Raw genomic sequence first — 13,337 nt, forward strand, 5'->3', positions numbered from 1 at the left:
CCCCCGCCATAGGACAGTTTTGTAACAGAGGCATGGCACTGGGTGAAAGGACGGCTGGACTGAGCGTGCGGACGCGCTAAGGGTGCAGAAGGCATACCCGCGGGGGCAAGACCACATGTCCGACAAGGCCATCATCGGCATCGACCTGGGCACAACCAATTCACTTGTGGCAGTATTCGAGGCGGATGGCCCAACACTGGTGCCAAATGCGCTGGGCGAGGTGATGACGCCGTCTGCTGTGGGTTATGGCGATGACGGCGCCGTGCTGGTGGGCCGCGCCGCCCGTGACCGGCTACTGACCCATCCAGATCTCACCACCGCCCGCTTCAAGCGCTATATGGGCACCAATCATGAAGTGAAGCTGGGCAAGAAATCCTTCCGGCCGGAAGAACTTTCCGCCCTGGTTCTTGGCAGCCTGCGGGCCGATGCCGAAGCCCATCTCGGCCGCAAGGTGGAAGAAGCGGTCATCTCCGTGCCCGCCTATTTCAACGACATCCAGCGCAAAGCTACCATCACCGCCGCCGAATTTGCCGGGCTGAAGGTCAACCGCCTCGTCAACGAGCCAACCGCCGCCGCCCTCGCCTATGGGCTGCAGGACAAGGAAGCTGAATCCACCTTCCTCGTCGTCGATCTCGGCGGGGGCACGTTCGATGTCTCGATCCTTGAGATGTTCTCAGGCGTGATGGAAGTGCGAGCCTCGGCCGGTGACGCCTTTCTCGGCGGGGAGGATTTCACAGATACGCTGGCGACAGAACTCGGCCGCCAGTTGGGCATCCAGCCCAAGGATGTCAGCCGCGAGGAAGGTGCCCGCCTGCGCGCCCTCGCCAACCGGCTGAAGCACCAGCTCTCGGAAAAAGCCGAGGCCACCGGCGAATATGTGATCAAGGGCGAGGCCCGCCCCGTCTCCATCTCGCGGGAGAAGTTTGACGAGATCACCGATGAGCTTCTCAAACGCCTGCGGATGCCCATCCAGCGCGCCATCTCTGACGCGAGCCTCCGGGCGGACGACCTGCACCGCATCATCACTGTCGGCGGCGCCACCCGCATGCAGGCCGTACGCGGGCTGATCACACGCCTGTTCAAACGCTTCCCGGAACACTCGATCGATCCCGATCATGTCGTCGCCCTTGGCGCAGCGGTCCAGGCCGGTCTCGCCGCCCGCCATGCCGCGCTTGACGATGTGGTGATGACAGACGTTTGCCCCTTCACCCTCGGCTACGAAGTCTCCGTGCCGCTGGGGCCGAACCAGTGGGAGCCGGGCCATTTCTCGCCGCTGATCGAGCGCAACACGGTGGTGCCCGCCAGCCGCGCCAACGAAATCAGCCCGCTGGAACAGCACCAGCGCGAGATCAACCTGATGATCTATCAGGGCGAAAGCCCCTTCGTGCGCGATAATGTGCGCATCGGCCAGCTGCGCGTGCCCCTGCCCGCTGACCTGAAGGCCGACAAGACGGTGGAGGTGCGCTATACCTACGACACTTCCGGCATCCTGGAGGTGGAGGCCACACCGGTGGCCACGAAGAAAACCCTCCGTCTCGTGATTGAAGGCACACCCGGCACAATGACCCGCGCCGAGATCGACAAACGCCTCAAGGAACTCACCGCCCTGAAAATCCACCCGCGCGACGAGCAGGAAAACGCTGCCATCATCGCCCGCCTGCGCGCGGCCTATGAAAACAGCCTCGGCGATCAGCGCCAGCATATCGGTCACATCCTCGCCCAGTTCGAGGCGGTGCTGCACACCCATGACAAGCGCCAGATCCAGGATGCCCGCGCCCAGATCGAAGAAATCCTGAGCCGGTTCGAGGGCGAGGATGTCTTCTGACCCCTTCACCCTGCTCGGCCTCGACCGGAAAACCGCCACCGAAGCCAACATCCGCAAAGCCTATGCGGAGCGCCTGAAGGTCACCCGGCCCGAAGATGACCGGGCGGCGTTCATGGCCCTGCGCGAGGCTTTCGAGCGCGCGCGGCAGGAGGCGCGCTGGCGGGCAGAATATCCCGCAGATTATGAAGAGGATGATGAGGACGCTGAAGTCGAAACCGGAACGGAGGCCTGTTCTGATCCGTCAGGGGACGGACACAGCGAAACGCTGACAGAACAGGCGTCAGATACGGCTACCCGCACTGCCCCGCTGGCCCCGAACGCTGAAGATGACCAAGATGCAGATTTCGATGAAGAAGAAGAAGAATACGTCCCCACCGATTTCGACCGGCGCATCGACGCGGCCATGCAGAAGCTGCACGAGGCACTGATCTCCCCCTGGGGGCCGCCCTCCCGCGCCGATCTTGATGCCCTGTTCAACCATCCAGAACTGGAAGGGATTGATGAATACCGCGCCCTGCAATGGCAGGTGCGCAACTATCTCTGCCACGCAACGGGCTATTATGCCGAGACGGGCGATGTGCAACTGCCTGGCTGGTTGACGGTACGCCTGTTTGACGATCTGGACGGACAATTCGGCTGGGTGCGCCAGCCCTCCAACCACCCGGCAGAGCGCCACATGAACGCCTGGCTGCGCCGCGTGCGCGAGGCGCTGGACTGGCATGAAATGCCCCAGGAGGTGCGCAAGCAGCGAGAGCTTGACCGGCTGCTTGGTCGCACCCCGGAAAACCCCAAGGGCACGCCAGATGGCAGCAATACCTGGCTGTATATCGGCGCGGGCATCCTGCTTTTCGTGGTGCTGCGCGCGCTGACCGGGATTGGTGGCTGACGCAGGGTGACGGCTGTTAGCGGCTGAAAATCGCGGTTAGTTTCTCTCATTGGACGAGAAATGATGGGCAGAGATCCCGCATCCGTACCTGGGAGGAATGACACATGGCTGACGACGCCGCCCTTGATCTGGGATTTGACCCCAACCAGCTGCGCGACCGCTACCGCGCGGAACGTGACAAGCGCCTGCGCAAGGATGGCAATGAGCAATATGTGAATGTTGCCGGCCAGTTCGCCCATTATCTGGAAGACCCGTATACGGAGCGCGTGGCCCGCGCCCCGGTGACCGATCATGTCGAGGTGGCCGTGATCGGCGGCGGCTTTGGCGGGCTCTTGTCTGCAGCGCACCTGCGCAAGGCAGGCTTCAAGGACATCCGCATGATCGAGACCGGCGGCGATTTCGGCGGCACCTGGTACTGGAACCGTTACCCCGGCGCGGCCTGCGATATTGAGAGCTATATCTACCTGCCCCTGCTGGAAGAGACCGGCTACATTCCCAAAGAGAAATACACCAAGGCGCCGGAAATTCTCGAGCATTCGGCCCGCATCGCCAAACACTTCAATCTCTATGAAAACGCACTTCTGGGCACGGGCGTGACCGGCATGGAATGGGATGAGGACCGCAAGGTCTGGATCATCATGACCGACCGGAACGACCGCTTCACCGCGCAGTTCGTCATCATGTCCAACGGCCCGCTGAACCGGCCGAAGCTGCCAGGCATTCCGGGCGTTGAAAGCTTCAAGGGCCACAGCTTCCACACCAGCCGCTGGGATTATCAGTATACGGGCGGGGACAGCACAGGCGGTCTGACGAAACTGAAAGACAAGGTCGTCGGCATCATCGGCACGGGCGCAACCGCCGTGCAATGCGTACCCCATCTCGCCGAAGGCGCCAAACATCTCTACGTGTTCCAGCGCACGCCATCTTCCATCGATATGCGCAATGACCGCGCCACCGATCTGGATTGGGCCAAAAGCCTGCAGCCCGGCTGGCAGCGCCGCCGCATGGAGAATTTCAATACCCTGGTGTCCGGCGGTTATGAGCCTGAGGACCTTGTGCAGGACGGGTGGACGGACATTATCCGCAACATCCTTTTCATTGCCAGTTCCGGTGACAAGAAGGGACTCTCGCCGGAGCGTCTGGCAGAACTTGCCGAGCTGGCAGACTTCAAGAAGATGGAACAGGTGCGCGCCCGCGTCGATGAAGTGATCAAAGACCCGGAAATCGCCGCCAAGTTGAAACCCTGGTATCGCCAGTTCTGCAAACGCCCCTGCTTCCATGATGCGTATCTCAATTCCTTCAACCGGCCGAATGTGACGCTTGTAGACACCGGCGGTCAGGGTGTTGAACGGATCACGGAGGATTCGATCATTGTCGATGGTATCGAATACAAGGTCGATTGCCTCGTCTACGCCACCGGCTTTGAGGTGGGCACGGACTATACCCGCCGCGCGGGGTATGATCCTGTCGGCAAGGGCGGCGTGACCATGAAAGATCATTGGGCGGACGGCATGCGCAGCCTGCATGGCCTTGCCGTCAATAACTTCCCCAACATGTTCCTGATGGGGCCGGGCCAGGCCGGCTTCACCGCCAACTACCCTCACCTGCTGGACGAGCAGGCCGAGCAGATCGCCTACATCCTCTCCGAAGTCTCTGCCCGCCAAGCTGGGACTTTCGAGGCAAGCCCGGAAGGCGAAGCCGCCTGGGTGCAGCAGATCGTCGAGAAAGCGGTGATGCGCCAGCAGTTTCTGGAAGAGTGCACGCCGGGCTACTACAATAATGAAGGCAAACCGAGCGACCGGGCCGCGCAGAACAACTCCTATGGCGAAGGCCCCAACGCCTATTTCCGCATCCTGAAAGCCTGGCGGGACAGCGGCGAGCTTGAAGGGCTGGAGCTCAGCTAACCCCCTACTCTTCCACCAGAGACACCAGCAGGTCGCCCTCGGCCACCTGCTGGCCTGCTGCGGCGTGAACCGCTTCGACTACACCATCGCGCGGCGCGGCGAGGGCATGTTCCATCTTCATGGCTTCCAGAACGGCCAGCGTGTCTCCGCGCGTCACCACGTCGCCCGTTTTCGCCGTGATGGTCAGCACCTTGCCAGGCATCGGCGCCTTCACGGCATTGCCGCCCAGCGCGGCGTCGGCATCGGCGCTGTATTCGGGGATCGTTACCAGAAACGTGTCGCCGCCGCAGGTAACGGCATAGCGGCGCGGAGAAATATCCGTCACCAGAGGAAATGGAACATCCTCCGGCATCGGAATGCCAGCCTCCACCATCTCCGCCTCGCCATCAGCGGCCAGAACAATCGTGCGGCGCGGCGCGGCGTTCAGGCGGAAACCGTCATTGATCGACCAGGGGGAAAGGCCGGGCGCCTCATCCAGCACAAGGCTCGCCACTGCGTTCAACGAAGCCTCGCGATGTTCCTCCGGCACAGCGGCCAGCGCGTCAAGATTGTCGCCGATCCAGTTCACATGATGCGCACCGGTCTGAAACGCATCCGACATAGCGCAGCGACGGAGGAAACTGGCATTCGACGGCACGCCCGCAAGTTGCGTATGCGCTAGCGTATCCGTCAGGCGTTCCAGTGCCTCGTCCCGATGATCTCCGTAGACGATCAGCTTGGCGATCATGGAATCGTAATTGGACGGCACGCGATCACCGGTCTCAAAACCGGTATCCCAGCGGATGATGTCGCCATCGGGCTCATTCAGCAGGCCGAACTCGAGGATCACGCCTGCGCCTGGACGGAAGCCTTCTGCCGGATCTTCGGCGCAGATGCGCGCTTCGATGGCATGGCCATTCAGCGCGATCTCGTCCTGCGCCAGCGGCAGCGTGCCGCCCGAAGCGACGATGAGTTGCCACTCCACCAGATCTTGCCCGGTGACCATCTCCGTCACGGGATGCTCCACCTGAAGCCGCGTATTCATTTCCAGGAACCAGAACGTGTCCACCGCTAGAGACTTTGATCCGTCCACGATGAATTCCACCGTACCGGCACCCTGATAGCCAACAGCCTTGGCGAGCTTTACCGACGCCTCTGTCATCGCCTTGCGCACGTCTTCGGGCATGCCGGGCGCGGGCGCTTCTTCGAGCACCTTCTGGCGGCGGCGCTGCAGCGAGCAGTCCCGCTCGAACAGGTGCACCACATTGCCGTGGGCATCGCCAAACACCTGTACTTCGATATGGCGCGGCTGCAGAACCAGCTTCTCCAGCATCACGCGGCCATCGCCAAAGGCGCTTTCCGCCTCGCGCACGGCGCTGATGAGTTCGGCGTCCAACTCAGCCTCTTTGGACACCTGCCGGATACCGCGTCCACCGCCGCCTGCGACCGCCTTGATGAGCAGCGGATAGCCGATCTTCGCGGCGGCCTTCTTCAGCGTGGCAATGTCCTGCGCCTCGCCGCGATAGCCGGGCAGCACGGGCACGCCCGCCTCCTCGGCAATGCGCTTGGCCTCATCCTTTAGCCCCATGGAGCGGATGGCGGAGGCCGGCGGGCCAACCCAGATCAGCCCCGCGGCCACCACAGCTTCTGCAAAGGCAGCGTTTTCGGAGAGGAAGCCATAGCCGGGGTGGATGGCATCGGCGCCCGTTTCCATCGCGGCGGCAATGATCGTTTCGGCACGCAGATAGCTCTCAGGCGCAGGCGCCGGTCCGATGCAGGCCGCCTCATCGGCTTCGCGCACATGCTTGGCGGCGCGGTCCGCCTCGGAAAAGACGGCGACGGTCTCGATGCCAAGCTCGCGGCAGGTGCGGAAAATACGGGCGGCAATCTCGCCCCGGTTAGCGACGAGCAGCTTGGTTATGGTCACTGGTCTTGCCTCCCCGGCCCCGGTGCACGCTGGCTACCAGGACGAAACTGATGATCATCAGCAGATACCATGATCCGAGCTTCGATAAAGACACCATTTCCCAGCCATTTTCTTGCCCCGGATAGGCCCAGGCGCGCGCAAATGTTCCAAGGTTCTCGGCAAACCAGATAAACACTGCCACAAGAAAAAAACCGATCAGCAGCGGCATCGGCCTGTGGATTTCGTCGGGACGGAACCAGACCAGCGTACGCAGGTAGATCAGCGCGGTGGCGGCAAAGAGGCCGTAGCGGATGTCTACTGTCCAGTGATGCGCAAAAAAGTTCACGTAGATTGCCAGCGCCAGCAGGCCCTGCAGCCAGAGCGGTGGAAACCGCGTGAAGCGGAACTCAAAGATGCGCCACACGCGGGCGAGATAAGAACCGACCGCCGCATACATGAAACCGGAAAACAGCGGCACGGCGCCAATCCGCAGGAAGCTCTCCTCCGGATAGATCCAGCTGCCGGCGCCGGTCTTGAACAGCTCCATGACCGTACCCACAACATGGAACACGAAGATCACCCGCGCTTCTTCCCAGGTTTCCAGGCCGCTGAGCAGCAGCCCAGCCTGCAGGGCCACCGCCGCAATCACCAGGAAATCATAGCGCGAGAGCGCCGCCCCCTCCGGATAGAAAAAGTGCGTGAGGAGCAGCAACCCCAGCATTGCCCCGCCAAACAGGCAGGCCCAGGCCTGCTTGATGCCGAAACTGACAAACTCGAATACACCAAGGCTCCACGGCCCTTTCACATATCGCGCACGCAAGCCCTCCCGCGCGGCGTGGAGGCGGGCGCGAAGGCGGGCGGCGTGGGAAACGTTTCCATCTGGCGTCATGGCTGTTTCCCTTCGCGGCAAACCGGGGCGGCAACATGGCAGCCGGAGTACCGGATGACGTTAAATTTCTGGCTTTGTGGGGCCCGCGCAATCGCGTAATGCTTAACTGGTCTGAAACCAAGGGGGACCCCATGGCCTACAATTCCGGAACCGGGCTCGCCAGCCTGGCAGGCGTCATCGGCGGCGGCATCGGCGCCTATCTCGGCTATAATCAGGGCCTCGTGACGGACGGCATTTCGCCGATACAGGGCGCGCTGATCATGGGCGCCATCGGCCTCGTTATCGGCAGCGCAGGCGCTTTCATTCTGAAATCGCTGATGCAGTTTATTGTCTACATCATCATGTTCGCGCTGCTGGCGTACATATTCCGAGGACAGATAGAAGCGCTAACCGGGGTCAATCCGGTCACGGCGCTTGAGGTCACGTTGAGCAATTTCGGCCTCAATGTAGACCTCTCCCCCGACTGACGAGGGCGCCCGGTCACCTCTTCCAGGAGGGGGCGCGCTTTTCGAGGAAAGCGGCGATGCCCTCCTTCCCCTCTTCGGAGACACGGCGCGCCGCGATCCGCTTGGCGGTGGTGTGCATCAGAGAAGTATCGATTTCCATTCCGGTGACATCTACGACCAGTTGCTTGGCATCGGCCACAGCCCCGGGAGCAGCCGAGAACACCAGCCGCGCTATATGCTCCTGAAGCTCGCCCATCTTCACGTCGTCTTCGGCCACATAATGCACCAGGCCGATTTTCTCCGCATACGCCGCATCAAAACCATCCGCCGTCAGAAACAGCGCCTTCGCCCAACGCGGGCCAATGGCCTGCACTACAAAGGGGCTGATGGTGGCCGGCGTGAGACCGAGGCGCACTTCGGAAAAGCGGAACTGGGTACCCGCCTTGGCAATTGCCACATCGCACGCCGCCACGAGACCCGCGCCCCCGCCCATAGCCGCGCCCTGCACCAGCGCCAGTGTCATTTGCGGCATCTCATAGAGGCGCCGCAACATCTCGGCCAGGCGCAGGGCGTCCGTCTCATTGTCGTCACGCGAATGCAGCGCCGCGCGCTTCATCCAGTTGAGGTCTGCGCCCGCAGAAAATGAAGGCCCCTCACCACGCAGGATCATCATGCGAATGGTCGGCTGTTCCGAAATCATCGTGAACACATCCGTCAACTCGGCGATCAGTTCGGCATTGAAGGCATTGTGCACATCAGGCCGGTTCAGCGTAACGACCGCAAGCCCCTCTTCCGTGGCTTCAAACCGGATCAGATCATATTCTGAGTCACGCATTGGGATTTTCCTGTTTCAACTTTCTCTGGCCACCCTGCGATAGTGGCTGGACGGGCGCAAGGCAGGCTTCTCGACAAGGTGCCACAGCGCGAAGCTGGCGGCGAGGGTCAGCGCTGTCGCAAGGGCAAGGTAAGCCGCAAGTCCCAGGCTGGTAGCCAGCCCGGCCGCGGCGAGGGCCTGCAGGATCGGAAAGTGGGTTATGTAGAGCCCATAGCTGACATCACCATAGCGCGCCACATTGAGCTTTGGCCCCGGCGCCCAGGCAATCGCGCCGATGACTCCGGCCAGCGCGAAAGCTCTAAGCGGCTCCAGAAACGGATAGAGAAAACTTGCTCCGAGAAGTGCCGTGCCGCACAGTGCCAGCGCCGCCCAGCGCCGCTGTATGCCGGGGGACGCCTTCCAAAGCGCAATGCCCATGGCGAAAAAGGCCATCTGGCCCGGCAGCTGGCGCCCCAGCTCGGGCCCATACCCGCCCGGCGCCAGTTGCGGCACAAAATAGGCCCAGGCCTCCCCGGCCGCATAAATCGCCGCAATCAGAACCCACCAGAACGCCCCAAACCTCCTCAGCACAAGGAGGATAATCGGCAGGGCGATATAGAACATCACCTCGATTTTCAGCGTCCATAGCGCGCCGTTCACCTCCGGAAAACGGTTACCCTCAAACAGCCCTGGAAGCGTGGGCGAGAGAAAATTCAGGAAGACAAGATTGGCCCCCAGATAGCTCGCAACGCCCTGAACATCCCGCGTCATGGCAAGGCTGATCGCCGCCGGCACAAGGATGATCGCCGCATAGGCGGGATACAGGCGGCGGGCTCGTTTGCCCACATAATCCAGAAGGCTCGAGGCACGCTCAAAAGAGCCTGCGACCAGCAGACCAGAGACAATGAAGAAGCCCTGGATCGACAATTCGGCAATATGGGAAAGCGACCACTCCAGCGGCCCGAAGGGCTGCGCCGCGCCGATCGCAGTGCCATGATAGACGAACACACCGGCAGCGAGCGCCAGCCGGATGAAATCAAATCGATTCGCCGTCTCGGGCATGGGTGGTACACTCTTACGCAGCGTTTCGGCGGCGCAAGAAGCCGCTGGTTCCCCATCGACTTCAGCCGGGGGGAAATGTCCAGTAGCTGCGTTGGGAAGCTGGTCCATTCCTGAGGAAAACCCGCACCCGCCAACGCGACGAAGGCCTGCCTCTCAAAGAGAGACAGGCCCTGTCATGACGCTGAAAGGTCATGTCATATCTGAAGATCGAGACGGATGGGATCTTCAGACTGGTAGGATTACCAGTTGGTATCACCCGTGGAGTCGGCTTTGTCGGCTTTGCGCTCAGCCTTCATCGCTTCCCAGTCGGCTTCGGTGATCTGGCCGTCCATACCGGCAGCTTCCTCGAACTTCGCGGCAGCTTCCACTTCGGTATATTTGCCGTCAGCGGTCTTGTGAGCGATGAACTCCGAAGCGCTGATCACGCCATCGGCATTGGTGTCAACGTCGGCAAACGTCGTCTTTTCATCGGCGTAGGCGCCCATGGCACCAACAAGAGCAGCAGCGGAAATCAGGGTTACGCGGATCATGTGTTTCACTCCTTTGACTGACACCGGGTTGGCCGGCGCCTTGCATGAAGGACGCATGAACGCGAACATCGATCCGTTAAAAGCCTGTCAGTCTGAAGGCTATTTTGTGGCAGGATTAACGCCTCTGCAGTCTATGCTGCAGAATGCCCGAGTTCCCACATCTGGCTTTTCCAGGCATGGAACCGCTCAGACGAGACATCCGCAGCCCCGCCAAGGATGGTATGGCGAACCGGACGGAAGCCGGAAAGGCCCAGAATCCCACGCTCAAGCGCCTTCAGGCTGCCCGCATCCATGAGCACCCGGTAAACCGAGCCGGGCATCCCCATGGTGATCACGACACGCGCCGATTTGCCCGCCATCATCTGGCGCGGCCAGTTCCCCGCTTTCTCCGGATCTGCCACAAAAAACCCGCCTCGCGCCGCCTGCTCGAAGAAGGCCCGCAACTTTGACGGCATCCCGCCCAGCCAGAGCGGAAATAGGATGACGATATGATCAGCGGTAGTGATCTTCTCCCGCTCGCTCAGGATCGGTTCAGAGGGCGGGGTGAGGAAATCCTCATTCTTTTCCAGATGCGGGATCTTCAGTTCCCAGATGTTGATGCGGGTGACCTCATATCCCGCCGAAATGGCGCCCTCGGCATAGGAGGCCGCCAGCGCGCGGCAAAGCCGGGCGGGGTCCGGGTCAGGATGTCCGTCGATGATGCAGATGGTCTGGGTCATGACTGAGCCTCCTCTGGAGACAAGCGCTACCCGCAAAATCCGCTCAGGTTGATAGGTAGGTGTCCTTATACATCTTTCCGGACCTTCAGAACACGGGGCCCCGTCCTCCCCATGAGGGAACATGCGCGCACACTCCGCGTTGGGCAGGGACATCCCAAGGAGAGCGATATGGCCAATCTGAAGAAATTTGAACAGAATCCGCAACGCCAGCTGCTGGAAGAAATCAAGGGTAGCCGGTGCGTCATGCTGGGCTCGCCCGATCATGATCAGCATATGCAGCCGATGGCGCCGCAGGTGGATGAAGAAGCCGGCATCATCTACTTCTACTCAGACAAGACCAGCGAACTTGGGCAAACCGTCCTCCAATCGCCCGGCATGGTCCATATGTGCCACATCGACAGCGACTATCAGGCCTGCGTGCGCGGGGAACTTGCTCCGCACCATGACAAAGCCACCATCGAGAAATTCTGGGGCCCAATGGTCGAAGCCTGGTATCCCGACGGCCCTGAAGACCCCAAACTCATGATGTTGAAATTCGTGCCGCATGATGCTGCGCTCTGGGCATCGGACAAATCCGCCCTCGGCGTGTTCTTTGAAGTCACCAAAGCCAACATCACGGACGAGCAGCCAGACCTTGGCAAGAGCAAGCACGTCCAGCTCTGAACCAAGCAGGCACCCTGCCCTTTCAAAAGCGCCCCTCCCGCAGACATGCGGCGAGGGGATCGCTTACATCCGGAACACACCAAACCCGCGCTCGCCAAACGGCGCGTTGAGGCTGGCCGAGAGCGCCAGCCCCAGCACGCGCCGCGTGTCGGCAGGGTCGATGATGCCATCATCCCACAGCCGCGCGGTGGAGAAATACGGATTGCCTTCGGTCTCGTAGAGATCGCGGATCGGCTGCTTGAAGCTGTTCTCCTCTTCCGCGCTCCATTGTCCGCCGCGCCGCTCGATGCCGTCGCGCTTCACCGTCGCCAGAACGCTCGCCGCCTGCTCGCCGCCCATCACGGAAATCCGCGCATTCGGCCACATGAAGAGGAAACGCGGTGAATAGGCACGCCCGCACATGCCATAATTACCCGCGCCAAAGCTACCGCCAGTCACCACGGTGAATTTCGGCACGCTGGCCGTGGCCACCGCCGTCACCATCTTGGCGCCATCCTTGGCAATCCCGCCGGCTTCATATTTGGAGCCCACCATAAAGCCGGTGATGTTCTGCAGGAAGACGAGCGGAATGCGCCGCTGATCGGCCAGCTCGATGAAATGCGCCGCCTTCTGTGCGCTCTCGGAGAAGAGGATGCCGTTATTGGCCAGGATCGCCACCGGCATCCCGTAGATATGCGCAAAGCCGCAAACGAGCGTTTCGCCATACAGCTTCTTGAACTCGTGAAACTCTGATCCGTCCACCGTGCGGGCAATCACTTCACGCGCATCATATGGCTCGCGCACATCTTGCGGCACCAACCCATGCATCTCGCGCGGATCATAAAGGGGCTCCGCCGGCGCCTGGATTTCAAATGGCTGCGGCTTCGATTTTGCCAGTGTACGGACAATAGACCGCACGATCGAAAGTGCATGCGCGTCATGTGCCGCGTAGTGGTCCGCCACGCCCGAGCGGCGCGCATGCACATCGGCCCCGCCCAGATCTTCGGCCGAAATCTCCTCGCCCGTCGCCGCCTTCACCAGTGGTGGGCCACCCAGGAAGATCGTGCCCTGCTTGCGCACGATCACCGTTTCGTCGCTCATGGCGGGCACATACGCGCCCCCGGCAGTGCAGCTTCCCATCACGGCGGCAATCTGAGGAATGCCCTTCGCGCTCATCTGCGCCTGATTGTAGAAGATGCGGCCGAAATGCTCGCGGTCGGGAAACACTTCAGACTGATGGGGCAGGTTCGCGCCGCCGCTGTCGACGAGGTAGATACACGGCAGATGGTTTTCCATTGCCACTTCCTGCGCCCGCAGGTGCTTCTTCACGGTCACCGGGAAATAGGCCCCGCCCTTCACCGTCGCGTCATTGCAGACGATCAGGCACTCGCGCCCTTCCACCCGGCCCACGCCCGTGATCAGGCCCGCGCCCGGCGCCTCGCCATCATACATGCCATGGGCTGCCAGCGCGCCGATCTCCAGGAACGCGCTGCCCGGATCGATCAGCCGCTCCACCCGCTCACGCGGCAGAAGCTTGCCACGCTCTGTGTGGCGCCTGCGGCTGTCTTCCGGGCCGCCGAGGGCAGCCTCTGCCGTCTTTGCGCGCAGCTCCGCTACGAGCTTTTCCATGGCCGCGCGATTTGCAGCGAATTTGGCGCCGGAAACATCCAGCGCAGATTTCAGGACCGGCATGGGCCCTCCCTTACTTTTCGTTGCGGCAGGATTAACCGCCCGG

12 protein-coding genes are annotated in these 13,337 nt (G+C 61.7%); 5 read left to right on the forward strand and 7 right to left on the reverse strand.

All coding sequences use genetic code 11. The features are described 5' to 3' along the window. Positions 1 to 115 precede the first annotated feature (115 nt). From BBF93_RS09795 to BBF93_RS09805, 3 genes are all read left to right on the forward strand, one after another. The gene (locus BBF93_RS09795) at positions 116 to 1,825 is read left to right on the forward strand and encodes a molecular chaperone HscC (protein ID WP_114105771.1); all 1,710 of its coding nucleotides are present in this window, start codon (positions 116 to 118) and stop codon (positions 1,823 to 1,825) included. Beyond that, a complete protein-coding gene (locus tag BBF93_RS09800; protein ID WP_114105772.1) occupies positions 1,815 to 2,711 on the forward strand; it encodes a J domain-containing protein in 897 nt (298 codons plus the stop codon). The genes BBF93_RS09795 and BBF93_RS09800 overlap by 11 nt, the downstream gene beginning before the upstream one ends. Before the next feature lie 104 nt (positions 2,712 to 2,815). Beyond that, complete coding sequence (locus tag BBF93_RS09805; protein WP_114105773.1) at positions 2,816 to 4,615, forward strand: NAD(P)/FAD-dependent oxidoreductase; 1,800 nt, start codon at positions 2,816 to 2,818, stop codon at positions 4,613 to 4,615. Between the two features lie 4 nt (positions 4,616 to 4,619). On the opposite strand, the gene BBF93_RS09810 is transcribed toward BBF93_RS09805, so the two are convergent. Together BBF93_RS09810 and BBF93_RS09815 are read right to left on the reverse strand one after the other, a co-directional pair. After that, positions 4,620 to 6,521, reverse strand: a complete 1,902-nt coding sequence (locus tag BBF93_RS09810) for a biotin carboxylase N-terminal domain-containing protein (RefSeq protein ID WP_114105774.1) — start codon at positions 6,519 to 6,521, stop codon at positions 4,620 to 4,622. Beyond that, on the reverse strand, positions 6,493 to 7,389 hold the full coding sequence (locus BBF93_RS09815; protein ID WP_233349070.1) for a DUF817 domain-containing protein: 897 nt from the start codon (positions 7,387 to 7,389) through the stop codon (positions 6,493 to 6,495). The genes BBF93_RS09810 and BBF93_RS09815 overlap by 29 nt, the downstream gene beginning before the upstream one ends. A 131-nt stretch (positions 7,390 to 7,520) precedes the next feature. On the opposite strand from BBF93_RS09815, the gene BBF93_RS09820 reads away from it, so the two are divergent. After that, a complete protein-coding gene (locus BBF93_RS09820) occupies positions 7,521 to 7,856 on the forward strand; it encodes a hypothetical protein (protein WP_035596893.1) in 336 nt (111 codons plus the stop codon). Positions 7,857 to 7,869: 13 nt separating this feature from the next. Here the strand turns inward: BBF93_RS09820 and BBF93_RS09825 are convergent, their stop codons facing one another. The 4 genes from BBF93_RS09825 to BBF93_RS09840 all read right to left on the reverse strand — a co-directional run bounded on the left by BBF93_RS09825 (position 7,870) and on the right by BBF93_RS09840 (position 10,960). Then, positions 7,870 to 8,670: an enoyl-CoA hydratase-related protein gene (locus tag BBF93_RS09825; RefSeq protein ID WP_035596891.1), complete on the reverse strand. Its 801-nt coding sequence runs from the start codon at positions 8,668 to 8,670 to the stop codon at positions 7,870 to 7,872. A gap of 15 nt (positions 8,671 to 8,685) precedes the next feature. After that, positions 8,686 to 9,711 carry an acyltransferase gene (locus BBF93_RS09830; RefSeq protein ID WP_114105775.1) on the reverse strand — a complete coding sequence of 342 codons (1,026 nt, stop codon included), beginning with the start codon at positions 9,709 to 9,711 and terminating at the stop codon, positions 8,686 to 8,688. A gap of 239 nt (positions 9,712 to 9,950) precedes the next feature. Further along, positions 9,951 to 10,241: a hypothetical protein gene (locus BBF93_RS09835; RefSeq protein ID WP_035596885.1), complete on the reverse strand. Its 291-nt coding sequence runs from the start codon at positions 10,239 to 10,241 to the stop codon at positions 9,951 to 9,953. A 131-nt stretch (positions 10,242 to 10,372) separates the two neighbouring features. Then, the gene (locus tag BBF93_RS09840) at positions 10,373 to 10,960 is read right to left on the reverse strand and encodes an NAD(P)H-dependent oxidoreductase (RefSeq protein WP_162786495.1); all 588 of its coding nucleotides are present in this window, start codon (positions 10,958 to 10,960) and stop codon (positions 10,373 to 10,375) included. Between the two features lie 168 nt (positions 10,961 to 11,128). Here BBF93_RS09840 and BBF93_RS09845 point away from each other — a divergent pair, with 168 nt between their 5' ends. Next, entirely contained in the window at positions 11,129 to 11,623 is a 495-nt protein-coding gene (locus BBF93_RS09845; protein WP_035596879.1) for a pyridoxamine 5'-phosphate oxidase family protein, read from the forward strand. Positions 11,624 to 11,686: 63 nt separating this feature from the next. On the opposite strand, the gene BBF93_RS09850 is transcribed toward BBF93_RS09845, so the two are convergent. Beyond that, on the reverse strand, positions 11,687 to 13,294 hold the full coding sequence (locus BBF93_RS09850) for a carboxyl transferase domain-containing protein (RefSeq protein ID WP_114105778.1): 1,608 nt from the start codon (positions 13,292 to 13,294) through the stop codon (positions 11,687 to 11,689). Between the last annotated feature and the right edge of the window lie 43 nt (positions 13,295 to 13,337).

Origin of the sequence: Hyphomonas sp. CACIAM 19H1 (genome assembly GCF_003325995.1) — a bacterium.
Taxonomy (GTDB): Bacteria; Pseudomonadota; Alphaproteobacteria; order Caulobacterales; family Hyphomonadaceae; genus Hyphomonas; species Hyphomonas polymorpha.